At 35.0% G+C, this 22,824-nt stretch carries 17 protein-coding genes; 14 read left to right on the top strand and 3 right to left on the bottom strand.

From position 1 onward, the window contains the following. Window positions 1–283 precede the first annotated feature (283 nt). A complete protein-coding gene (locus tag HMPREF9225_RS08670) occupies window positions 284–3,166 on the bottom strand; it encodes an insulinase family protein (protein ID WP_008902568.1) in 2,883 nt (960 codons plus the stop codon). Between the two features lie 90 nt (window positions 3,167–3,256). Here HMPREF9225_RS08670 and HMPREF9225_RS08665 point away from each other — a divergent pair, with 90 nt between their 5' ends. The 6 genes from HMPREF9225_RS08665 (at window position 3,257) to HMPREF9225_RS08640 (ending at window position 9,504) form a co-directional block, all read left to right on the top strand. Beyond that, window positions 3,257–3,523 (top strand): hypothetical protein, encoded by a 267-nt coding sequence (locus HMPREF9225_RS08665; protein ID WP_023060162.1) that lies wholly within the window; start codon window positions 3,257–3,259, stop codon window positions 3,521–3,523. Next, entirely contained in the window at window positions 3,520–4,575 is a 1,056-nt protein-coding gene (locus tag HMPREF9225_RS08660) for a M24 family metallopeptidase (protein WP_008902566.1), read from the top strand. The genes HMPREF9225_RS08665 and HMPREF9225_RS08660 overlap by 4 nt, the downstream gene beginning before the upstream one ends. A gap of 2 nt (window positions 4,576–4,577) precedes the next feature. Continuing rightward, window positions 4,578–6,170, top strand: a complete 1,593-nt coding sequence (gene cls, locus HMPREF9225_RS08655; protein ID WP_008902565.1) for a cardiolipin synthase — start codon at window positions 4,578–4,580, stop codon at window positions 6,168–6,170. A 325-nt stretch (window positions 6,171–6,495) separates the two neighbouring features. Further along, window positions 6,496–8,475, top strand: a complete 1,980-nt coding sequence (locus tag HMPREF9225_RS08650; RefSeq protein WP_008902564.1) for a DUF2075 domain-containing protein — start codon at window positions 6,496–6,498, stop codon at window positions 8,473–8,475. A gap of 11 nt (window positions 8,476–8,486) precedes the next feature. Further along, window positions 8,487–8,960, top strand: a complete 474-nt coding sequence (locus HMPREF9225_RS08645; RefSeq protein WP_008902563.1) for a WapI family immunity protein — start codon at window positions 8,487–8,489, stop codon at window positions 8,958–8,960. 37 nt (window positions 8,961–8,997) lie between these two features. Next, entirely contained in the window at window positions 8,998–9,504 is a 507-nt protein-coding gene (locus tag HMPREF9225_RS08640) for a GNAT family N-acetyltransferase (protein WP_008902562.1), read from the top strand. Between the two features lie 712 nt (window positions 9,505–10,216). Here the strand turns inward: HMPREF9225_RS08640 and HMPREF9225_RS08635 are convergent. Next, a complete protein-coding gene (locus HMPREF9225_RS08635; protein WP_008902561.1) occupies window positions 10,217–10,924 on the bottom strand; it encodes an NAD(P)-dependent oxidoreductase in 708 nt (235 codons plus the stop codon). 132 nt (window positions 10,925–11,056) lie between these two features. Between HMPREF9225_RS08635 and HMPREF9225_RS09880 the strand changes: the two genes are divergently transcribed. From HMPREF9225_RS09880 to gatB, 8 genes are all read left to right on the top strand, one after another. Beyond that, entirely contained in the window at window positions 11,057–12,958 is a 1,902-nt protein-coding gene (locus HMPREF9225_RS09880) for an S-layer homology domain-containing protein (RefSeq protein WP_008902560.1), read from the top strand. A gap of 77 nt (window positions 12,959–13,035) precedes the next feature. Further along, window positions 13,036–14,097, top strand: coding sequence for an S-layer homology domain-containing protein (locus tag HMPREF9225_RS09875; protein ID WP_050748298.1), 1,062 nt, complete (start codon window positions 13,036–13,038; stop codon window positions 14,095–14,097). Beyond that, window positions 14,094–14,774 (top strand): tRNA threonylcarbamoyladenosine dehydratase, encoded by a 681-nt coding sequence (locus HMPREF9225_RS08620; RefSeq protein WP_008902558.1) that lies wholly within the window; start codon window positions 14,094–14,096, stop codon window positions 14,772–14,774. Before HMPREF9225_RS09875 ends, HMPREF9225_RS08620 begins: the two co-directional genes overlap by 4 nt. Next, window positions 14,771–16,960 (top strand): ATP-dependent helicase, encoded by a 2,190-nt coding sequence (locus HMPREF9225_RS08615; RefSeq protein WP_008902557.1) that lies wholly within the window; start codon window positions 14,771–14,773, stop codon window positions 16,958–16,960. Before HMPREF9225_RS08620 ends, HMPREF9225_RS08615 begins: the two co-directional genes overlap by 4 nt. Then, window positions 16,953–18,905, top strand: coding sequence for an NAD-dependent DNA ligase LigA (gene ligA, locus HMPREF9225_RS08610; RefSeq protein WP_008902556.1), 1,953 nt, complete (start codon window positions 16,953–16,955; stop codon window positions 18,903–18,905). Before HMPREF9225_RS08615 ends, ligA begins: the two co-directional genes overlap by 8 nt. Beyond that, window positions 18,902–19,183: an Asp-tRNA(Asn)/Glu-tRNA(Gln) amidotransferase subunit GatC gene (gene gatC / locus HMPREF9225_RS08605; protein WP_008902555.1), complete on the top strand. Its 282-nt coding sequence runs from the start codon at window positions 18,902–18,904 to the stop codon at window positions 19,181–19,183. The genes ligA and gatC overlap by 4 nt, the downstream gene beginning before the upstream one ends. A 7-nt stretch (window positions 19,184–19,190) precedes the next feature. Further along, a complete protein-coding gene (gatA, locus tag HMPREF9225_RS08600) occupies window positions 19,191–20,606 on the top strand; it encodes an Asp-tRNA(Asn)/Glu-tRNA(Gln) amidotransferase subunit GatA (protein WP_008902554.1) in 1,416 nt (471 codons plus the stop codon). Beyond that, window positions 20,596–22,026, top strand: coding sequence for an Asp-tRNA(Asn)/Glu-tRNA(Gln) amidotransferase subunit GatB (gene gatB / locus HMPREF9225_RS08595; RefSeq protein ID WP_008902553.1), 1,431 nt, complete (start codon window positions 20,596–20,598; stop codon window positions 22,024–22,026). The genes gatA and gatB overlap by 11 nt, the downstream gene beginning before the upstream one ends. A 164-nt stretch (window positions 22,027–22,190) precedes the next feature. Here gatB and HMPREF9225_RS08590 read toward each other — a convergent pair whose 3' ends face one another. Beyond that, entirely contained in the window at window positions 22,191–22,697 is a 507-nt protein-coding gene (locus HMPREF9225_RS08590) for a rhodanese-like domain-containing protein (protein ID WP_008902552.1), read from the bottom strand. Between the last annotated feature and the right edge of the window lie 127 nt (window positions 22,698–22,824).

The following is a 22,824-nucleotide window of genomic DNA, read 5'->3' as shown; positions in this document are numbered from 1 at the left end:
AAATTGATGATTTCATTTGCCAGGACTTGACCTTCGGAGGTTATACCCGTTCGACTCGGAAATAAATTTCCTCGCTCAGGGTGACTGCAGTTGGGAGTTTTGTTGAACTCGACCATCTCTAAGAGTGACCGCAGTTGGGAAGTTCGCTATACTCGACTGCCTCTCAGGTTGACCGCAGTTGGAAAGTTCGCTATACTAGAATTCCTCTCAGGGTGATGACCACCTAGAGATTTTGTGCAAACAAAAAGACAGTGTACTTTATAATACACTGTCTTTTCTATTTTTATCTTTGTAATGGCATGATTTCGCCGAATAATTCTTTGTGTTCCATGATTTTTTCTTCGTTTCCGATGACACAGATATATTCTTTTTCCATTACTTTTTCTACTACTTCTGCGTAGTTTTTCAAATCTTCTAAGGTTGTTTTTAGACATTCTTCTTTGTTCTTTGCAACTTCTTCTTCTGTTAGATCTGTAACATATCTTGACATTGCTAGTTCGCCTTTGTCTTGTGGTGATAAGTTTGGATCGAAGGTGTTGATTGAACCGATGATTGCGTCCTTTAGTTCCTTGTCTGTTAGTTTAAGATTTTTTAGATATTCTGGAATTTGGTCGTAAACCTTCAAGGTGTTTGTGATATGTGGATCTCTATATGAGGTTGCTACCATATCTCCATCTTGATTTACTAGTAGTCCTTGACCATAAGCACCACCCTTTGCACGGATTTCTGTGTATAGGAAGTCGGAGCCTACTAGGTTTTTAACTACTGCGATATTTCCGTTATATTCTTTGCCAATTTTATTGTATGAGTAACCTTTTGCAACGTAGTTTACATTTGCTGATGATGTGTAGGCTACATTTCTTGGATTTTCTTTGAATTCAAATGGACTTGGTACTACTTCTTCGTCGATTAGATGGTCGATGAATTTCTTTACTTCAGAAATATTATCCATATGGTTTCCTTCTTGGGTGACACTTACTACCATGCCACGACGGTTGAACATCTTGGATGCAAATTCTTTTAGTTTTGCTATTAATGTGTCCACTTCATTATCAAAGTTTTCGATAAAGTCGCATAGTCTATTGTAGAAGATAAATCCGCCGATTACTTCTTGGTAGTAGGAATCTTTTGCGTAGTAGGATTTAACTACATTTGCTGCGACGATATGTCCCATTTGGATGACACGGCTGTCCATGTCGCTCTTTAGTTCAAGAAGGATATCCTTCATTCTCTTTTTGTTTTCAAATTTAGTTCTAAATAGTACTTCTTCTAAGATTTCAAATGATTTTTCCACCTTGTCTGATAGAACTCGCATGGTTACTTTGAACTTAGGCATCATTTCTCTCGTCTTGTTGTGGGTTAGTACGATGGACTTGGAATTGATTCCGCCGGTGTTCATGTTGATTATATTATCTAGCTCTTGGTAGCTATAATTTTCTGTATTTAGTTTGGTTAAGAATGCATCTAGTAGTGAATAGTAGAATAGATCTTCTTCTTTTACAAAGGAACTGTCAAACATAAAGTTTAAGAATGTTATTCCATTTGTTGGTTGGTCGATCTTTAAAATTTCAGAGTTTTTATATTCTTCTACTGTAAATTCTGTGTGTTCGATCTCTGGTTTTATGTCTGTAAGCTCAAGTGTTGGTAAAGTTGCCTTGTCTTCGTCAGAGTCTTCCTTGCTTAAGAATTCATTGAAAGCCTTGGTATCTTCAATTAGTTTTTCGATTTCTTCGTCACTAAGTGATGCTTTGTAGGCGCTTAGTTTATCTTTTAGTTCCTTAGCTTCTTTTTCATTCTTAGTTGCAGATGGAGTTGCGACCATAACTACTGAGTTTTCGTTATTTAGGAATTTTTCTTCTATATATCTTTCGAAGTAGTCTGTGTCTATCTTGTCTCTTATGAAATTAATAGTCTTTGAGAAATCTAGACCTTCGAAAGGTGTTTTGCCATAGTGCCAGTTGGACATTGCCCAGATAAATCTGTAGATTTGTGCGTTTGCTCCGCCACCTTCTCTTATTCCAAATTCAACTTTGTTTAGAGTTGCTCTTAGTAGATCCTTGTCGATTCCATTTTTAACTAGATCTCTAAGTGTGCTTTCGACGGTTTCTACAAATTCATCTTTTCTATCGCGAGATGTGTACTTAGAGAAGATATTGAAATCTAAAACTAGTCCTTCTTGGGTGATAGCATATACATCTTCACCTAGACCTTTGGCAACTAATGCTTCTTTAACTGGAGCTGCTTCTGAATCTATTAGAAGTTCGCTCATGAAGTTTGCCATGAATGAATCGATTTTGTCGTCATATCTTCCAAGATTGTATCCGATTGCCAAGTAGTCTTTGTTCTTTTCTTCCTTAGCAGCTGCGTATTCATAGTTAAATTCTTCTCTCTTAGTTCTAGCTGGAGGAAGAATTATTTCTGAATCCACATCGAGATAGTTAAACTTAGATAAGAAATCTCTGTCGATAGTTTCTAAAGCTTCTTCCATGTCAAGATTTCCAGAGATGTAGATGTATGAGTTGGATGGGTGGTAGTATTTTCTATGAAAATCTAGAAATTCTTCGTAGCTTAAATCAGGAATATTCTTTGGATTACCGCCTGAATCTATGCCATAGGTAGAATTTTCAAGGAGTTTAAGTCTTATTCCATCGTAGATTTGTTCGTCTTCAGATGAGTAGGCACCCTTCATTTCGTTGTAGACGATACCATTAATAGTTATGTCGTCTTCTTTGTTAAGAAGTTCGTAGTGCCAGCCTTCTCTTAGGAAAATATTTTTGCTCTTATAGATTCCAGGGAAAAGGACAGAAGTCATATATACGTCTAAAAGATTATAGAAATCTTTTTTATTTTTTGATGAGAAAGGATAGATGGTTTTATCACAGAATGTCATCGCATTTAAAAATGTTGCCACAGAAGTTTTGATTAGGTCAAAAAAAGGTTCCTTGGTGGTATATTTTTCGTTGGTTCCAAGGACACTGTGTTCAAGTATGTGGGCAACACCAGTGGAATCTTTAGGTGGAGTTTTAAATCCGATTCCAAATGCCAAGTTATCCATATCATTTTCAAGAGTTACTACTCTTGCCTTAGTCTTTTCATGTTCATATAGACTTACTTCTGAATGGATATCTTCAATATATTTTTGTTCGATTAATTTGTAATTTTTCATATTGCCTCCTTGCTATAATTATAACATACAGGGTAATTATTGTCTTTAATACAAATTTTCAATATGCTACAATGTACTTGGAGGATGACTATGGAATCTAATGTAAAAATATCTTTTATAGATGCGGATAGCCCTGTAAATTTAAAGATGCAAAAGATTACTATCAAAGGCACTACATACTACTACATGGACTACGACAAATCTACCTACGAGATAATCAAAAATTTGAAGAAGGCTCTCGTAACTTCTTATGAAGATGGAAGAGAAAAGTTTGAAGCGAAGGACGCAAAATTTGTAAATTTGGATGAGGCTTTGAATAAAAAAGTCATAGCAATTGAATTAGAAGGTGAAAAATGATTAACAAACTATACGAAAAATTAAAAGAAACAGATCTAGACACTCTTTTGATTACAGACGGAGTGGCTATAGATTACCTAACTGGAATTGAAATCGATCCAGGTGAAAGGATGTATGTCCTAGTTATAAAATATAATAGTGCAAAACTATTCTTATCCAAGTTATTTAATGTGGATGGAAATAAATATGTAGAACCGATCTACTTCTTGGATACAGACGATTACGTAGGCATGCTTAAAAATGAAATCAAAGATTCTAAAAAAATTGGTGTAGATAAATTTATGGATGCTAGATTTCTACTTCCAATTATGGATGGAAAGAAGGAATTCGTCGTTGCATCTAATCTAATAGACGACATAAGAGCGATAAAAGATGCAGAAGAAGTGAAACTTATGGCAGAAGCATCAAGATTAAACGACCTTGCCATGGGTAGAATGGAAGAACTTCTAAAAGAAGACTACACAGAAATGGAAATGAGAGAACTTCTTCTAAAGACATATAAAGATTTAGGATCAGAAGGATTTTCCTTCGAACCAATCGTGGGATATGGGAAAGCTTCATGGGATCCACATCATGTTACAGATGACAGCAGGAAAAAGGCAGGAGACTCCATAGTTGTAGACATCGGATGTATCAAGGACGGATACTGTTCAGACATGACAAGGACATTCTTCTACAAGGAAGCTTCCGAAGAAGCGAAGAAGATTTACGAAACTGTAAAGCTTGCCAATGAAACAGCAATCAAAAAGGTTGCTCCTGGAGTAAAATTAAAAGACGTGGACAGAGCAGCTAGAAAGATAATAGAAGACGCAGGCTATGGAGAATACTTCACCCACAGAACTGGACACTTCATCGGAAGAGAAGTCCACGAAGCGGGAGATGTATCTCAAAACAACGAAAATATTTGTAAAGTTGGAAACATATTTTCAATAGAACCAGGAATCTATGTACCTGGAGTATGTGGAGTTAGGATTGAAGACTTGGTAGTAGTTACAGAAGACGGATGTCAAGTCTTAAACAAATATCCAAAGGACTTTAAAATCATAAAATAAAAATGGGAAAGATAATATCTAAGAAGAAAAAAGAGAATTTAAAAAAGAAATACGAAGAATGGGCGAAAATCCTATCTAAAAAGTACAAGGACAGACCAATGATACTGATCATTGTCCTTGTACTGATCCAACTGGCGTTATTATTTGTAATCTACACCAAGTTCAAATCATATCTAAAATATTTTACGCCGGCGATGACCATAATAACCATAGCAATGATTACACACATCATCGATAAGGACATGAACCCAGCATTTAAAATATCATGGATGGCACCGATATCTGTGTTTCCAGCATTTGGAACCATGCTATATCTATTCCTTCACACATTTCCAGGAAACAAACTAGGAATAAATTCACTAAAAGAAAACATAAAGAAGACGAAGCCATACCTATTTCAAAACAAGGACCATCTAGGTGAGATGGAAGAATATGCCAGCGAGTTCAAAGGCTTGGCAGACTATGTTCACAAGATGGGACCATATCCAGTATACAAAAACACAAAAGTCGATTACTACGAAAATACAGTAGAAGGATTCGATGCCATATTCTCTGCAATGAGACAGGCGAAGGAATTTATATTTGCAGAATATTTTATTCTAAAACCAGGCAAAATCCTAGATGAATTTGTAAGCATCTTGGAAGAAAAGGTAAAAGAAGGGGTGGAAGTCAGATTTATGTTTGACGCCATCAGTATGTTTAACCTTCCAAGAAACTTTGAAGAAGAACTAAAGAGCAAAGGAATAAAGGTTAAGATATTTGCACCAGTATCACCATTTCTTTCAACCTATCAAAACAACAGAGACCATAGAAAAGTTTTGGTAGTAGATAACGACCTAGCATTTTCCGGCGGAGTTAATCTAGCAGACGAATATGTAAACCTAATCGAAGTATACGGACACTGGAAGGACAATGTCATACGCATACGAGGAGAAGCAGTTAAGAGCATGACCGCAATATTTCTTCAAATGTGGAATATATTTGCAGACGGAAAAGAAGATTATGACAAATATCTAGCACCAAGGGACGGATTCTTTCCAAACAGTGACGAGTACGTCATACCATACGCAGACGCACCGGGAGATGGAGAATCCCTTGCGAAGAATGTGTACCTCTACATGATCTACGAAGCGAAAAAATATATACATATCATGACCCCTTACCTTGTCCTCGATAACGAAGTACTCACCGCCCTAACATTTGCGGCGAAGAGGGGAATTGATGTTAAGATCATCATGCCACACATACCAGACAAGAAAATACCATTTGCAGTAGCAAGATCCTACTACAAAGATTTAATCCCAGAAGGAGTAAAAATCTACGAATACACACCTGGATTTGTCCATTCAAAAGTGGTAATCATAGATGGAGAAGCAACCACAGTCTCAACAGTTAACATGGACTTTAGATCCATGTATCTAAACTTTGAAAACGGAGTATTTGTCCATGGAATAGAAACTGCATCAAGCGTAGAAGAAGACTTTCAAAACACATTGGCAGTAAGTCAAAGAATCGATATAGAATACTACCAATCATTTCCAAGAAAATATAGATTTTTCGGCGCATTTATGAGAATATTTGGACCACTAATGTAAAAGAAATAAATAAAATATATTTCATGCTAATGGATGGGAAATAATAGAAAACTTAGAAGCACTTAACATAGTTAGGTGCTTTTTTGATTAAAATTTAAGGAATAGTTATGAGGAAAAATATCTAAATATCAACTTTAAGAACGTATTCAATTGGGATATAATTGATATAACTTATAAATATTATACTTAGTTTTATTAAATGATTTTTAGGTGGTAAATATGTATGAAGTTTGCGATGAAAAATTAGAATATTCAGTAGAAGGTAAATATCCAGATTGGTTGCCAAATGCGTTTTCTGAATATTTAGAAAAATAATAGGAGTAATATGAATAGTTTAAGGGCTTTTTATGATTCTACCATATCAGAATTTATTAATACTGATGATGAAACAATCCTTGGAAAAATTAGCAGTAATGATTCTTCTGCTGACACTCGAATCCAACAAAAGAACACATGGAAATCTGAAATAGAAATTTTAAAAAGAGAGCTCTGTGGGTTAGATGATCATAACTCAAGAATTCTTTTTGAGTATGTAATTCCTCGTATGGGAAAGAGAATCGACAATATTATTTTATTTAAAAATATTATTTTTGTTTTGGAATTTAAATGTGGTAGTGACAGATATAATAGTAATGATTATGATCAGGTGTATGATTATGCTCTAGATCTTAAAAATTTCCATAAAGAAAGTAGGGACAAACTGATTGTTCCCATTCTAATAGCGACAGATGCTCCAAAATTTGAAAATAAATTGGTTATTAAAGACGATATTATCAAACCTCTAAGATGTAATGAATTTGGGATTAGAAATCTAATCTTAAATATTTCATCGAAGATTGATAAGAAGGATTTTTCATATGAATCATGGATTTATAGCGAATATTTTCCAACGCCAACTATTGTAGAAGCTGCGCAAGCTCTATATACAGGTCATAATGTAACAGATATCACAAGAAACGATGCTGGTGCAAAAAATATTAGCTTAACTACTGATGCTGTGAATGAAATAATTAATTTCAGCAAAGCGAATAATAGAAAGTCTATATGTTTTGTAACGGGTGTGCCTGGAGCGGGTAAGACTTTGGTTGGGTTAAATTTAAGTATTCAGAAATCTGATGCAAAAAAAGGAGAGCATGCGGTTTTTCTATCAGGTAATTTTCCATTAGTTCAAGTTTTACAAGAAGCTCTAGTGCGAGATAAACTAAACAAGATGAAAGATCTTGGTATAAAAACAACGAAATCACAAGAGCATAGAAAAACAAATGCTTTTATTCAAATGATACACAAGTATAGGGATTCTTTTGTAAATAATACTGATGTACCTCCAGAGCATATAGTAATTTTTGATGAGGCGCAACGTTCTTGGAATCACGACCAAATTGCTAAGTTTATGAAGACGAAAAAAGGAATAATTAATTTTAAATATAGTGAGCCGGAATTTCTTATTAGTACTATTGATAGACATAGGGATTGGGCGACAATTATATGTTTAATTGGAGGTGGCCAAGAGATAAACTATGGCGAGGGTGGTTTGCCTGAATGGTTCGATGCTTTAAGATCTAGCTTCAAAGATTGGGATGTATATGTATCTACAAATTTAAAAGACGAATACTTAATTGACAATAGTTGGGATGAAATGATAGATGGCTTGAAGGTGAAATATGAAGACAATTTACATTTGTCAGTATCATTAAGATCATTTAGAACACCGGACCTTGCAGACTTTATAAAAGCAACTTTAGATATAGATATAGAAAATGCAAAAAATTTTTATGTAAAGATTAAAGAAAAGTATCCAATTAGGTTGACTAGGAATTTAGAAAAAGCTAAAGATTGGATAAAAGAACAAGCACAGGGTACTCAAAAGTATGGCATGTTAGCAACGAGTGGTGCCTTGAGATTGAAAGCGGAAGGAATATTTGTAAAGAATGAAGTAAATGTTGCAAATTGGTTTCTTAATGAAAAAGATGATGTGAGATCCTGCTATTATCTTGAAGATGTAGTTACGGAATTCGATGTTCAAGGTCTTGAACTTGACTACTCGATTGTTGCTTGGGATGCTGATTTAAGAATGAAAGATGGAAAATGGCAATACAAAAGATTTCATGGATCTAAATGGATAAATATAAACAAGCCCGAAGATAGACTCTATCTAAAGAATTCATATAGAGTTTTGTTAACAAGGTCAAGACAAGGGATGATTATCTATGTTCCAAATGGATCTAACTCTGATGTGACAAGATTAGAAGAGTTTTATGATGAAACTTATAATTATCTTAGGAGTATTGGTATTGAAGAGATTTAATATAGAGTAAAATGAGTTTTGAAATTAATATAAGAGGAATTGATGTAAAATTAAATATCAGAAACTATCAGCTTGATAATCGTGAGGAGTTTAGCGATTGGTGTAGGTGTGATTTTTCTTTAACTTCTGGAGATTGGTTAAAGTATCAAGTGAAAGATGCTGAGCTTCTACTTTCTAGTGAAGTTGATGATTTGGAGGAGAATTTCACACTTCTTTTAGACAATAAACTTACAGATATTATTGAGAAGACATGCATTGAGCCTGATTTCTGTTTTATTTTGCATCCGCAAAAAGATTTGCGACAGGATCCAAAGTATACTTATGTTGCTCCTGGTTATGAAATAGAAGATATCTATCTCGAGTGGATAATATATTTCTGGAACGATGGACTTACGGATAACTTCTTAAATTTGAGATTTAATAGAGACGAGATTATGCAGCTTAGAGATTATTTAAGTGATGTTAGAAATTCATCTTTTTTTTAAAAGATAATGTTAAATATAAATAATAACGGGAGTTAATATGAAAATTAATATCAGAGAGGCACTTCCTAGTGATGCAAGACAAATTTTGGAACATATAAAGATTTGTGGGTCTGAAACTGATAATCTAAGTTATGGAGAAGAAGGTCTATCGATAACAATTGAAGAAGAAAAGAGAATTTTACAAGAGCTTTTAAATTGTGATAATGAGATTATGCTTGTTGCTGAGATAAATGGAATGATTGTTGGAACTGCAAACTATTCTACTTTAAAAAACGGAAGAATGTCACATCGTGGCAATATAGGTTTGTGCGTTCAAAGAAAATTTTGGAACCAAGGGATTGCAACAAATTTTATAGACACTTTGATTGTATTCGCAAAAGACAAGGCAAAATCAAAGATTATATCTTTGGAAGTTAGAAGTGATAATAAAACTGCGATTCATTTATATAAAAAATTTGGATTTGAAAAAATAGGTACATTTGAAGGCTACTTTGAGATTGATGGTGATCTAATTGATTTTGACTATATGTATTTAAAAATTTAGATTAAGATGCGAAAGATTAATGATAAATCTTTGTTTTTATCAAATAGAAATAAATTAGTATTTTAATTATATTAGTATAACGCTTACTTTATGTAGGCGTTTTTTTGAGTTAAGTGTAGGTTTTTTTGGATTTCATTTGTAAAGGTTAGGTCCTCGGAGGTTATACCCGTTCGAAGCCCTAGCCGAAATCTTTGATTTCGTAGCAGGTCTCGTGCAAAGAGTTCCAAAGAAGCCGAATGAAATGAAGGCTGATTTGCAGAACTCGACTGCCTCTCAGGGTGACTGCAGTTGGGAGGTCACTATAATATTTTTTTGGGTAAAGATGGGTTAAATATAGGTCAGATCCTTCGAAGCCCTAGCCGAAATCTTTGATTTCGTAGCAGGTCTCGTGCATAGTTCCAAAGAAGTCGAATGAAATGAAGGCTGATTTGCAGAACTCGACTGCCTCTCAGGGTGACTGCAGTTGGGAGGTCTAATGTAGCCTTCGGCTGTAGAACCTAGATTTCCGCTACGGTTGTGAATATAAATCGTTGTTTTCCCACGGCTTCGCCTGATAAAAATAATATAATATTGAGGTTGATGGATACAGGTTGCTTCCGCTACAGTTGAAATTGGAAAAATTACTAAAATTAAAAAAGAAATTTTTTAATTTTAATTCATTACATAAAAAAAAGCTGACTTTAAATGCCAGCTTTTGTTTTTCTTTCTTTATTTATTTATTTTCTTCTCTTTCTATATCGTCTGTTGTTTCTGTTTTTAATTTTTCTTCGACGGTTTCTTTTTTCAAATCTTTTTCTTCTTTTATTTCTTCTGATTCTTCTATGTCAGAGTTTAGATATTCTCTTAGATTTACTGTGTCGTCTTTGTAGAGTTTTGTGATGGTTTTTTCGATGTCTTTTGCGTTCTTTCTGATCAAGTTGGTTCGTATTTGTTTTAGAAGATTTATTTTATCTTCGTTGTAGTCACTTACCAAGTCTTTTAAATCTTTGGAGAATTCTTCTTCGATCTCTGGTAGACTTGATGTGCGAGAAACTGATAGAGTTATGTCGCTAACATTGTAGAAGTCATCGATTATGAAGCTTGATTCTGATTTGATATCGAGTCTTTGGTATGCTAGATTTGAATTTAGTGCTCTATTTTCAAGTGCGTTGTTTAGATTTAAATTGTATGTGCCGATGATGACCATATCGTATCCAAAGAATCTGAAGTTTTCGTCGATGTCCATGATTTTTATCTTTATTCTTTCTGGATTTTCTTCTTCCAACTTGGTGATGTCTGGTAGAATTTCTGATGCAATGATATAGATTGCATGAACTTCTGTAAGAAGTAATTTTTTTATAGATTCTAGAACTAGAACTCCTCCACCGAGTACTAAAACATTTTTATCTTTTGTATCCAATGAAACGGGTATGTATCTCATATAATCCCATCCTTTCTTTATCTACTCACATCTATTTTATACTTAACTAAGCCATTTTGTAAACAATGAAATAAATTTGTAATAAATGTATATTAATAAACTGTGATATAATATACTCATTGGAGGTATAATATGAAAAAATCAAAACGTATTTTAGCATTATCACTTGCTGTTGCAATGCTACCTACATATAGCTTTGCCAAACAGTTTTCTGATGTTGCTTCAACTGGGACATATAAATGGGCATACTCAGCAATTGATGAGTTAAGCAACAAAAATATTATAGCTGGATTTAATGATGGAACTTACAAGCCAGAAAATTTAGTGAGTCTTCCTCAAACTCTTAGCTTACTTAAGGGTATTATAAACCCAAGTAGCGATGAAGTTACCAAGGCAACTAATACTTATGGAAAAGATTTAATAAATCTAGGAATGGACACTTGGGCAATTGATGCTGCTGCAATCTGTCTTCAAAACAATGTAATCACAATGAAACAACTTGAAAGTGCAAAGGGAAATGGACAGATAGGAGCTGGCTCTAAAATATATCCAGCTAGAGAAGATATTGCAGTTTTCTATGCAAAGGCTCTTGGTCTTGGTAAGAACTCTGATATCTCTAATTTAAGACACAAAGATATCTATGATTTATCAAAGGACAAGAAGGAATATCTTTCTTCTCTTGTAAAGGCTGGTATATTTACAGCTACAGGATCAAATGGAAAATTCAATGGTAAAAACGGAATCCGTCGTGCAGAGATGGCTATCATCACTAAGGCAGCTTATGATTACAAATCCAAGATACAAGTAACTACTGCTAAAGGTGAAGTTATACTCGCATCTTCAACTAATAATTTAAATAGGTTCATAATCAAAAATGGTAGTACCACTTTAGGTTTTGAATACAATGGAAACACCAAGTTCACAATCAATGGTACATCTGCTGATGCAACAAAATTAAAAGAAGGACAAGAAGTAGAAGTTAAGTATCAAAAGGGTGTAGGTGAAGGAGTAGAAGGAACTGCTGTTGAAGTAACTATAAAAGACGTAGTTACTCAATATGTAGGATATGTTTCAGGAGTTTACTCAAACCAAGTAAAGGTTAAGTACACAAATAATAGCTCTTCAATAGATCTAAAGGCATCTGATAGTATCTCAACTTCTAAGGAAACTAATTTCACATTAGGCACAAACCCAGATATAACTATCCTAGGAATTGCATCTCCACTTTCTTATGTAAAAGAAGGGGACATGGTAGAGTTCAATCTAGATGCACAAGGATATTTAACTAAGATGGTAGTTACTCCTAAGAACGGACAAATTAGTGGTGTTCTTAAGGAAATCGGATCTGTTGATGCTTATAAATTACTAAAAGAAATCACCGTTACTCTTAAGGATGGCAAGGATTACAAATTCTATGTAAGACTTGATAACAATTTAAAGAATTCTAAGATTGACAACCTAAAGGTTGGCAATACTATCAATGAATACACAAACTACAGATTTATTGGAAACAAATCTAACATAAATTTTGGAAATGTTGCATTTGGTACAATAGAGAAGGTAGACTATGATAATAATACTAGAAGAAATCCAATAGGCATAACTATTAAAGAATATGCTACAGGAAATAGATATGATTACATTATAAACAACAACACAACAGTTAATGGATCATATAATTATAATGGAAGCTTTTATACTGGTAGCTATGTTCTTATTGAAAACAACGGAAGTTATATAAAAAATATTCAACTTTCAAACAACAATTCAAACTATGGATTCTATAGAGTATCTGCAAAATTAAACAGTTATAATTATTTAAAAAATATGTTTATTGTTAGTAGATATGATGTATTGCAAGGACCAGTGACTAGAAATATTATAGGATACGATTTTGAAGTTAAAGGATTTAATCTTCCAAGCTTCTATCAAAATTATAACTATGACTTTGTAGTTCAAGTATTTTCAGATGGAAGTATATCACCAATATTGATTTTAAATCAAAACAATAGTAACAATGGATATATAAGATAAAAAATATTTTCACCCCTTTCCAATTGAGGAAAGGGGATTTTTTTATCCTTTGTGTTATAATAATCATGGAGGTTTTTATGGAAAAATCAATGAAGAAACTTATGAAGAAATTTTTTATAATTGGACTTTCAGCTATAACTTTGGTACAGGGGATAGATGCGAAGTCATTTTCAGATATGAAGGACAGTGGATACGGCTGGGCGAATGAATATGTGGATTATTTGACTGAAAAGAATCTTTTAGCCGGATATGATGACGGGACATTTAAACCGCAAAAGGCAGTTTCATTTTTGGAAACTTTAAAGATTATTGAGTCGCTTAAGATTGGAACTGTTAAAAATAATGAGACCTATGATCTAACTAAGTACAATATTCCTGCTTGGGCTATCGGTGCTGTAAATTACAATTTACAAATTGGAACTATTACTTTAAATACAATAGATGCAGCTGTAAAAAAAGGTCTTATAAACGGCAAGAAGTATCCAACTAGGGGAACTATTGCCGCACTTTTCGGAAGAGCTCTTGAAAGTGACAAGACTGGAGATATTTCTCTTTTAAATTACAAGGATTTAAATAAAATAAATAAAGAGGCACTTAAGTATTTGCCAGGACTTGTAAGTTTTGGAATTTTTGACAAGAATGGTTCCGATGGATACTTCAACGGTGAAAAACATATTCGTCGTGCTGAGATGGCTGTAATCATGAAGAAGGCTCTAAACTACAAAGAACAATATCGTCCTGTTAAACCAGATGAAAATTTGGAAGTAGTAGGAAAGGTGAAGGGGTATGATATTGAAGTTATAACCCTAGATGTTCTTGGAGTGGAAAAGGATTATAAGCTTGGATTTGAAATTAAAGAGGATATAGTTGGAGCTACTGTTAAATTAAATATTACAAATGATGTTGCAAAATCCTACACAATTGTAGATAGAAATTTCCAAACTGAAGAGATTGTTACAAGATGTGAAGTGGTTGGATCTGTTGCAGCAGGAAATGGATATGTTATTACATTTAAAAATCTTGAAAACAACAAGGTGCCTACAGAATTCTCATACTACTTTGACAAGAATCTAACTGGCATAGTTAATTTAAAGGTTATGCTCACAGGAGATTCAATATCTAGGATTGAACTTAAATGACAGATTATAGAGAGAGAACAGAAAAAGTTATAGGAAGAGAAGCGTTAGAGGTTTTAAAAAATAGGTCTGTAATTATATTTGGTGTTGGAGGTGTCGGCGGATATGTGGTCGAATCCCTTGCCAGATGTGGAATCGGAAGGATTGGAATCGTAGACTTCGATGATATTTCTCTAACCAATATCAATAGACAGATCATCGCTACTAACTCTTCTGTTGGAATGAAAAAAGTAGATGCATTTGAAAAACGAATCTTGGATATAAATCCGGAAGCGATTGTAGAAAAATATCCGATTAGGTACAGCGAGGAAACTGCAGGGAAAGTAGATCTTAAATCCTACGACTATGTGGTGGATGCAATAGATGATGTTGCGGCAAAGCTACTTCTCATCAAAAATTCTCATTCACTTGGGATTAGAATCATTTCTTCCATGGGCATGGGAAATAAACTTGATCCATCTAAGATTGAGATTACAAAGATTTCTAAGACCAGCATGGATCCTCTCGCTCGCAAGATGAGGAGATTATTGAAAGAAGAAAAGATTGACATAGATGTTTGCTATTCAAAGGAAGAACCGAAGAATCTCTGCGAAGACAAGAGGACTCCTGGCTCAACGCCATTCGTGCCTCCTGCGGCAGGACTTTTTATCGGATCTAAAATAGTAAGGGAGCTTATATGAATTTACTGGAAGGACTAAACGATAGACAAAGAGAAGCGGTGACAACCACAGAAGGACCAGTACTTGTGCTTGCTGGAGCAGGCTCAGGTAAGACCTCTGTAGTTACGAAGAAAATTGCATACTTAATGGAAGAGAAGAAAGTCTATCCTTCCAAGATTTTGGCGATAACTTTTACAAACAAAGCGGCAAATGAAATGAAGACCAGGGTTGAGAGGCTCATTCACACCGATTTCAACATGTGGATCGGCACATTTCACTCCATCGCCGTTAGAATTTTGCGCCGAGATATAGATAGGCTTGGTTACGATAGAAACTTCACCATCTATGACACCAAGGATCAACAGACGGTGGTAAAAGATATTATAAAGAGGATGGATCTAAGCGCAGACAGTTACAAACCTCGCACCATCCAAGCCAAGATATCTTCTATTAAGAATAGCGGAGGTCGTGTGGAAGATGTGCTTTCAGAATCCATCTATTCGGAGAGAATCACCAAGGAAATCTACTACGAATATGAAAAGGAACTGAAGAAGAACAATGCACTGGACTTCGACGATCTCATTTTAAAATCTGTGGAACTTCTACAAAATCACGAAGAAGTTAAGAACTATTACAGGGACAGATTTGAGTATGTATTTGTAGACGAATATCAAGACACCAACAAATCTCAGTACGAGATGGTAAGACTGATTTGTAGAGAAAATCCAAATTTAACAGTGGTAGGAGACAATGACCAAAGTATCTACGCTTGGCGTGGGGCAGACATTTCAAATATTTTAAATTTCGAAAAGGATTTTAAAAATGCAAAGGTAGTGCTTCTAGAACAGAATTATCGTTCCACGAAGAATATTCTAGATGCTGCAAATAGTCTTATAGCGAACAATCCGACGAAGTACAAAAAGAATCTTTGGACCAGCTCACAAGGTGGAGAAACTGTAAAATATAAAATCTATTCATCTTCCTTTGATGAAGAAAAATGCGTAATAGAAAAGATTGACGATCTTCACAGGGACTATCCTTTTGAAGATATGGCAATTTTATATAGAACCAACGCCCAATCGAGAGGTTTTGAAGAGCATCTTATGAGGGCTGGCATCGCATATAGAGTGGTAGGTGGACTTAAATTCTACGATAGAAAAGAAGTAAAAGATATTATTTCCTACATGCAGTTCATCGTAAACACCGATGATGAAGTGTCCCTTGCTAGGATTATAAATACTCCTAGGCGTGGAATCGGTGGCCAAACTGTAGAATCGATACGCAAGGCAGCGATAGACTCTGGCAAGACAATGTATGAAATAATTAAAAATCTAGATGAATACAATTTAAATATCAGAGCGTCTAAGAATATTAAAAAGTTTGTAGATATTATAGAAAATCTGAGAGAAAAAAAGGACAGCATTACAATTCATGAATTTATCGAAGAAGTTTGCAGAGAGTCCGGATATATTGAAGATTTAGAAAAAGAAAATACGGTTGAATCTAGAAGTAGAATTGAAAATATAGAAGAACTTATAAATTCCAGCTACGAATACGAAAAGAATTATGAAGAGCCGAACTTGGAAGAATATCTATCTTCCCTAAGTCTACTATCCGACGTGGATAAATCGGAAGATACAGGCGGAGTAAGCCTTATGACTGTTCATGGAGCGAAGGGACTCGAATTCAAAGTGGTATTCTTGGTTGGAATGGAAGAGAGAGTCTTCCCATCAGGAAGATCCATGGATGAAGATGACGAAGTGGAAGAGGAGAGAAGACTCGCCTACGTCGCAATAACTAGAGCCAAGGAACAACTCTTTGTAAGTTCTTGCAAGAGTAGAAATAGTTACGGTCAACCGACCTACAACAAGCCATCTAGGTTTATAGAAGAGATGGGAAGTATCGAATATTTAGATACAAAAGATAGCGAACTTAGAATTGAATACGATAGAAAGAGCAAGATCAATAGAATGAATTCCATCTCCAAAAATTTCCGCAGTCAAAGGGAAAAGAAGGCGGAGCAAAAACTCAACACCTCCAAGGATTTCTCCATCGGAGACAAGGTAAAACACAGGATTTTTGGACAGGGAATGATCGTATCTGTAACTAAAAAAGATGATGACGAAGAATTGGTAGTAGCTTTTGACAACGGGAATATCAAAAGGCTGATGAAATCCCACGCGCCATTGGAGAGTTTAAATGAATAAGAGAATAGATGAATTAGTTGAGCTTTTAAATAAATATAGCTACCACTACTACACTTTGGACGAACCTCTGGTGGCGGACGTTGAATACGACAGGCTCTACGACGAACTTGTAAAATTAGAAAAAGAAACTGGATATATAAGACCAGACAGCCCGACTAACAGGGTAGGTGGTGAGCTTTTAACTGGATTTGTAAAACACACACACCTAAGTCCACTATATTCTATGGATAAGGCTCAATCATTTGACGAACTTCGCGCTTGGGAAGAGAGAAATATGAGACTTCTTCCTGGCGTTAAAGATATAGATTATGTGGTGGAACTAAAATTCGACGGTCTTACAATCAATTTGACATATAATAATGGAATTCTTGAAAATGCCAGCACAAGGGGGAATGGTCTCATAGGAGAGGAGATTCTTCCTCAGGTTAAGACCATAAATTCTGTGCCACTAAGCATTGAATACAAAGGATTATTTGAAGTACAAGGGGAAGGGCTTATGCCTTTTAAAGCCTTTAACAAGTATAACGAAACTGCTGAGGAAGTCTTAAAGAATCCTAGAAATGCAGCGGCAGGAGCACTTAGAAACCTGGATCCAAAGGTGACGAGAAAGAGAAATCTCGACGCCTACTTTTACAATGTTGGCTACATCGAAGGCAGGGAATTTAAAACCGATACGGAGATGAAGGAATTTTTAAGAGAACAGAAATTCAAAGTAAATCCGATCTACTACCATGTGAAAAATATAGACGAAGCAATAGAGTGTATAAATAAAATCGAAGAGATGAGAGACTCTCTGGATGTTTTAATTGACGGGGCAACTATTAAGGTGGATGACTATTCGCTTAGAGAAAGACTAGGATACACCAACAAGTTTCCTCGTTGGGCAGTTGCCTATAAGTACGAAGCAAAAGAAGTCACAACGAAGCTTCTCGATGTAATTTGGAATGTGGGTAGAACCGCAAAGGTTACTCCATCGGCAATCTTAGAGCCGGTAGAAATAGGCGGAGTTACCATTCAAAGGGCGACCTTAAATAACTTTGACGACATCCAAAGAAAGAAACTAAGACTTGGAAGTAGAGTCCTACTTAGAAGGTCAAACGATGTTATCCCTGAGATACTTGGAGCAGTTCCTTCCGACGAAAAGACAGAGGAGATAAAACTTCCAACCCACTGTCCATACTGTGGTTCAGAGCTTTATAAGGATGGAGTTCATATCTTCTGTCCGAATACACTTTCATGTTTGCCACAGTTAATCGGAAGAATCGTGCACTTCACAAGTAGAGATGCTATGAATATAGAAGGTCTCTCAGATAAAACTGCAGCAGTTTTAATTTCTGATTTGGATATAAAAGAAGTTTCCGACCTTTACGATATTACGAAAGAAAACCTAATGAGTTTGGAAGGATTTAAGGACAAAAAATCCGATAACCTTCTTGAACAGCTGGAAAAATCAAAGGACGTAAATCTTTCGAACTTCGTCTATGCCCTTGGAATTCACAATGTGGGCATAAAGGCTGCAAGAGATTTGGCGGACCATTTCAAAAGTCTAGAAGGACTTATGAATGCAACTGAAGAAGAACTGGTAAGCATTGATGATGTGGGACCTATAACCGCTCACGAAATTTATGAATTCTTCCATGATGAAAGAATCAAAGATTCAATTAAAAAACTCATTGATCATGGAATTACACCAAAATATGTAGATGTTGCAAAAGATTCAAATAGTAATTTTGCAGGACTTAAGATAGTTTTGACAGGTAAACTTTCTAGACCGAGAAAAGAAATAGAAAAAGAACTTCTCTCCCTTGGAGCAGAGGTGGTAGGATCTGTTTCAAAGAATACAGATCTCGTTATAATAGGAGAAAACGCAGGTTCCAAAGCGGATAAAGCGAGGGAACTTGGGATTAAAATAATAGATGAGAAAACATACGAGGAGGAAAAATGAAGCTTGAAGATATAAAGCATATTGCTGACATAGCCAATATTTCATTTACCGATGAAGAACTTAAGAACTTCGAATCTGACTTCGTTGATACGATGAAATTAATCGACAATATTGCGAAAATAGATACTGAAAATGTGGAAGGCGTATTTCAAGTAAATGATATTAAAAATAATTTTAGACCAGATGAAGTAGGGGTTTCTCTTCCTAAGGAAGAAGCTCTAAAGAACACAGAAGTTGAAAAGTATGGATACTTTGAAATACTTAAATTTGTAGATTGAGGTAGTTATGGAACTTACAAAATTAGGAATAAAAGAACTTCAAGATGGCTATAAAAAAGGCGACTTCACAAAGGAAGAAGTTTTAAATAGCTATATTGAAAATATAGAAAAAGAAGATGGAAAAATAAATGCTTACATCACGAAGACTTTTGAACTTGCAAAGAAAAATCTAAATAGAGATGGACTTCTATCTGGAATTCCACTTTCTCTAAAGGACAATATCTCTGTAAAAGATGTAAGACTTACCTGCGGTTCAAAGATTCTAGAGAATTATGAATCTCCATACGACGCAGACGTTACTAAAAAAGTTTTGGAAGCAGGAGGACTTATCCTTGGTAAAGTAAACATGGATGAGTTTGCGATGGGAGCTACCACTAGATCTTCATACTATGGAGCGACCAAAAATCCACTTGACAAGACTCTTATCCCTGGAGGATCATCAGGAGGATCTGCAGCGTCAGTAGCTGGAGAAATGGCTGTGGTATCTGTTGGAACAGATACAGGTGGATCTACTAGACAACCTGCATCTTACTGCGGCATCGTTGGAATAAAACCAACCTATGGAACTATTTCAAGATATGGAATCTCAACCATGGCAAACACTTTTGACAGCCCAGGAACCATGGGTAAGACCGTAGAAGATGCTACGATTTTACTAAAAGCATTGAAGGGAAGAAGCATAAAGGATGCAACTTCTATCGAAAATAAATCCATAGATGAAGTAGACTTCGACAAACTAGATTCAAATTATTTAAAAGGAAAAAATATTGCAATTCCAAAAGTTTACTTGGATCTTGATGATGAGAGAATTGAAAGTGAATTTAAAACTGCAATAGAAATTCTTGAAGATCTTGGCGCAAAGATAAACTATGTGGACATGAAGTATCTAAAGAATGTAATCGAAACATACCATATCTTAGTAAATGGCGAGATTTCTTCCAACATGGCGAGATTCGACGGAATCATCTACGGCAAGAGAACCACAGATGACTACGAAACCATCGAAGAAATGTTTAAGAAGACTAGAGGCGAAGGTTTCGGACAAGAAGTAAAGAAGAGAATCATGATTGGAACTCAAATACTTTCACTTGACCTTGCGGAAGATTATTACTACAAGGCACTTAAGGTAAGAGGACTTATAAAATCTGAAATGGATAAAGTTCTAGAAGACAATATGTTTATCCTTTCTCCAACATCACCAATCCTTCCAATTAAACTTGACTCACAAATGACACCGGTAGAAATCTACAAGGCGGACATGTTTACCATTCCAGCAAACATGGCAGGATGTCCATCACTATCAGTTCCAATGAACAAGAAGGGCGGACTAAGCGTGGGAATCCAATTTACAGGAAGAAGAATGAAGGACAACGAAATTTTAAATTCAGCATATCTATTTGAAAGGAGTAAAAATGAACTATAAAACAATTGTAGGTCTTGAAATCCATGTGGAGCTTCAAACTAAGACAAAAGCTTTTTGCTCCTGCGAAAATGCCTATGGAAAAGAACCAAATACTTTGACCTGTCCAGTATGCCTTGGACTTCCTGGAGGACTTCCAGTGCTTAATGAAAATGTAGTTAGATACACTGTTATGGCAGGTCATGCACTTAACTGCGAAATCAGAAAATTTTCAAAATTCGACAGAAAAAATTATTTCTATCCTGACCTTACAAAAGGTTTCCAAATTACCCAAGACGATATGGCAATCTGCTATGACGGATACATCGAAATCGAAGGTGATGACGGAAATCCTAAGAAGGTAGGACTTATGAAAATCCAAATGGAAGAAGACACTGGAAAATCCATGCACATGGAAGAAAACACATATATGGATTACAACAGATGTGGAGTTCCACTTATAGAAATCGTATCTAAACCAGACATCTCTTCTGGAAAAGAAGCGAGAGAATTCCTAGAAAAATTAAAGGCAACAATAGTATACCTTGGAATCTCTGACTGCAAGATGGAAGAAGGATCTCTAAGATGCGACGTAAACGTCAATATAAAAGATTTAGACACTGGGAAGAAGACTGCAGTAACAGAAGTTAAAAACCTAAACTCATTTAGAGGAGTAGAAAAGGCGATAGACTTCGAAGTAAAAAGACATATTGACCTACTTGAAACTGGAAAATCTGAAATCAGAACCACTAGAAGATGGGACGATCAAAAGAATGAAACCATTCTAATGAGACAAAAGTTAACTGTGGCAGACTATAGATTTGCACCAGAAGGAGATCTACCTCCAGTGGTGATAACTGATGAATATATCGAAAAGATAAAATCTGAAATGCCAGAATTGCCAGATGTTAAGAAACAAAGATTTATAGAAGAATACAAACTTCCAGAATACGATGCAGGAGTGTTGACATCAACAATAGAACTTGCAAACTACTACGAGGAATTGGTAAGAGACTTTGACGATTACAACATGGCGTCAAACTGGATGATGACAGAAGTTTTAAGAAGAGTAGACTTAACTGGAGATAATAAATTTGAAACTCCGTTTGAAGTTGAAGATTTAAAAACACTATTAAAAGAAATAAAATCTGGAAAGATAAATAACAACGCCGGCAAAAAAGTCCTAAGAGCGATGTTTGAAGAAAATAAAAAACCACTAGACATTATAAAAGAACAAGGACTAGTGCAAATAGAAGACGACTCACTCATCGAAGAGCTTGTTGTAAAAGTACTAGAAGAAAATCCTAAGTCTATTGAAGATATAAATAATGGAAAGAACAGAGCCTTTGGATTCTTAGTAGGACAAGTAATGAAAGCATCAAAGGGCAAGGCAAATCCACAAATGGTAAATAAAATAATAGAAGAAAAATTAAAGAATATGTAAAGATAACCGTAGTTATTTTGAACTGAACCCCAAAATCTAGAATAAGGATGGAGGGGTTTTTATTTACAATGCATCACAAATTAAAATTATGCAAATTCAAATAATTTTTCAGAACAAACAAAAACCCTAAGGCTAAATAGCTTTAGGGTTTAAATTTAATTTAATTATTTTTCTGTTGTATATCCAGCGTCAATCCAAGCGATGATTCCACCTGGTTGTCTGTAAACATTTGTGAATCCTTCTTCTTCAGCAATAAGTCCACCTACGTGAGATCTTTCGCATCCAACGAAACCGCAGTAAATAACGATTTTTTTGTCTTTGTCTTCTCCAAGAGCCTTAACAAAAGCTTCTTTTTGTTCTGGAGTTACATCTTCCATCTTAACAGGAAGTTCAGCGTTAACTGCTCCAGGGATTCTGTTTTTGTTGTAGCTGTCAGCAGGCATAGTGTCTATTACTATCATATCTTCCTTGTTATCAATCCAGTTCTTTAGTTCTTCAGTTGAAACTAATTTATAGTTTGCTGATTCAACTGCAGTAACAAGTTTCATAGAAGCTGTTTCAATCTTAGCTTCGTTTCCATCTTTTGCAGTTCCAGGTCCTTTTGCTCCGCCACATCCAGTAAGGATTGTTGCAAGAGAAAGAGCTACTGCTGCTTTTTTAAAATTATTCATAATTAACCTCCGTTTTTATTTATTATAACAAGTTTAATAAAATAATGCTATTACAAAATGGTTAAAATTTTAAAATATTATTCTAAACCTAAATTCTTAATTCTTATAAAAATATTGGTATACCAAA

Origin of the sequence: Peptoniphilus duerdenii ATCC BAA-1640 (assembly GCF_000146345.1) — a bacterium.
Taxonomy (GTDB): domain Bacteria; phylum Bacillota; class Clostridia; order Tissierellales; family Peptoniphilaceae; genus Peptoniphilus_B; species Peptoniphilus_B duerdenii.
This window is presented reverse-complemented; position numbering and strand designations above follow the sequence as displayed.

Excerpts from the sequence above, each read along its gene's own strand:
- HMPREF9225_RS08670 (WP_008902568.1), bottom strand. The coding sequence starts at position 3,166 with ATGAAAAATTACAAATTAATCGAACAAAAATATATTGAAGATATCCAT.
- HMPREF9225_RS08665 (WP_023060162.1), top strand. The coding sequence starts at position 3,257 with ATGGAATCTAATGTAAAAATATCTTTTATAGATGCGGATAGCCCTGTA.
- HMPREF9225_RS08660 (WP_008902566.1), top strand. The coding sequence starts at position 3,520 with ATGATTAACAAACTATACGAAAAATTAAAAGAAACAGATCTAGACACT.
- cls (WP_008902565.1), top strand. The coding sequence starts at position 4,578 with ATGGGAAAGATAATATCTAAGAAGAAAAAAGAGAATTTAAAAAAGAAA.
- HMPREF9225_RS08650 (WP_008902564.1), top strand. The coding sequence starts at position 6,496 with ATGAATAGTTTAAGGGCTTTTTATGATTCTACCATATCAGAATTTATT.
- HMPREF9225_RS08645 (WP_008902563.1), top strand. The coding sequence starts at position 8,487 with ATGAGTTTTGAAATTAATATAAGAGGAATTGATGTAAAATTAAATATC.
- HMPREF9225_RS08640 (WP_008902562.1), top strand. The coding sequence starts at position 8,998 with ATGAAAATTAATATCAGAGAGGCACTTCCTAGTGATGCAAGACAAATT.
- HMPREF9225_RS08635 (WP_008902561.1), bottom strand. The coding sequence starts at position 10,924 with ATGAGATACATACCCGTTTCATTGGATACAAAAGATAAAAATGTTTTA.
- HMPREF9225_RS09880 (WP_008902560.1), top strand. The coding sequence starts at position 11,057 with ATGAAAAAATCAAAACGTATTTTAGCATTATCACTTGCTGTTGCAATG.
- HMPREF9225_RS09875 (WP_050748298.1), top strand. The coding sequence starts at position 13,036 with ATGGAAAAATCAATGAAGAAACTTATGAAGAAATTTTTTATAATTGGA.
- HMPREF9225_RS08620 (WP_008902558.1), top strand. The coding sequence starts at position 14,094 with ATGACAGATTATAGAGAGAGAACAGAAAAAGTTATAGGAAGAGAAGCG.
- HMPREF9225_RS08615 (WP_008902557.1), top strand. The coding sequence starts at position 14,771 with ATGAATTTACTGGAAGGACTAAACGATAGACAAAGAGAAGCGGTGACA.
- ligA (WP_008902556.1), top strand. The coding sequence starts at position 16,953 with ATGAATAAGAGAATAGATGAATTAGTTGAGCTTTTAAATAAATATAGC.
- gatC (WP_008902555.1), top strand. The coding sequence starts at position 18,902 with ATGAAGCTTGAAGATATAAAGCATATTGCTGACATAGCCAATATTTCA.
- gatA (WP_008902554.1), top strand. The coding sequence starts at position 19,191 with ATGGAACTTACAAAATTAGGAATAAAAGAACTTCAAGATGGCTATAAA.
- gatB (WP_008902553.1), top strand. The coding sequence starts at position 20,596 with ATGAACTATAAAACAATTGTAGGTCTTGAAATCCATGTGGAGCTTCAA.
- HMPREF9225_RS08590 (WP_008902552.1), bottom strand. The coding sequence starts at position 22,697 with ATGAATAATTTTAAAAAAGCAGCAGTAGCTCTTTCTCTTGCAACAATC.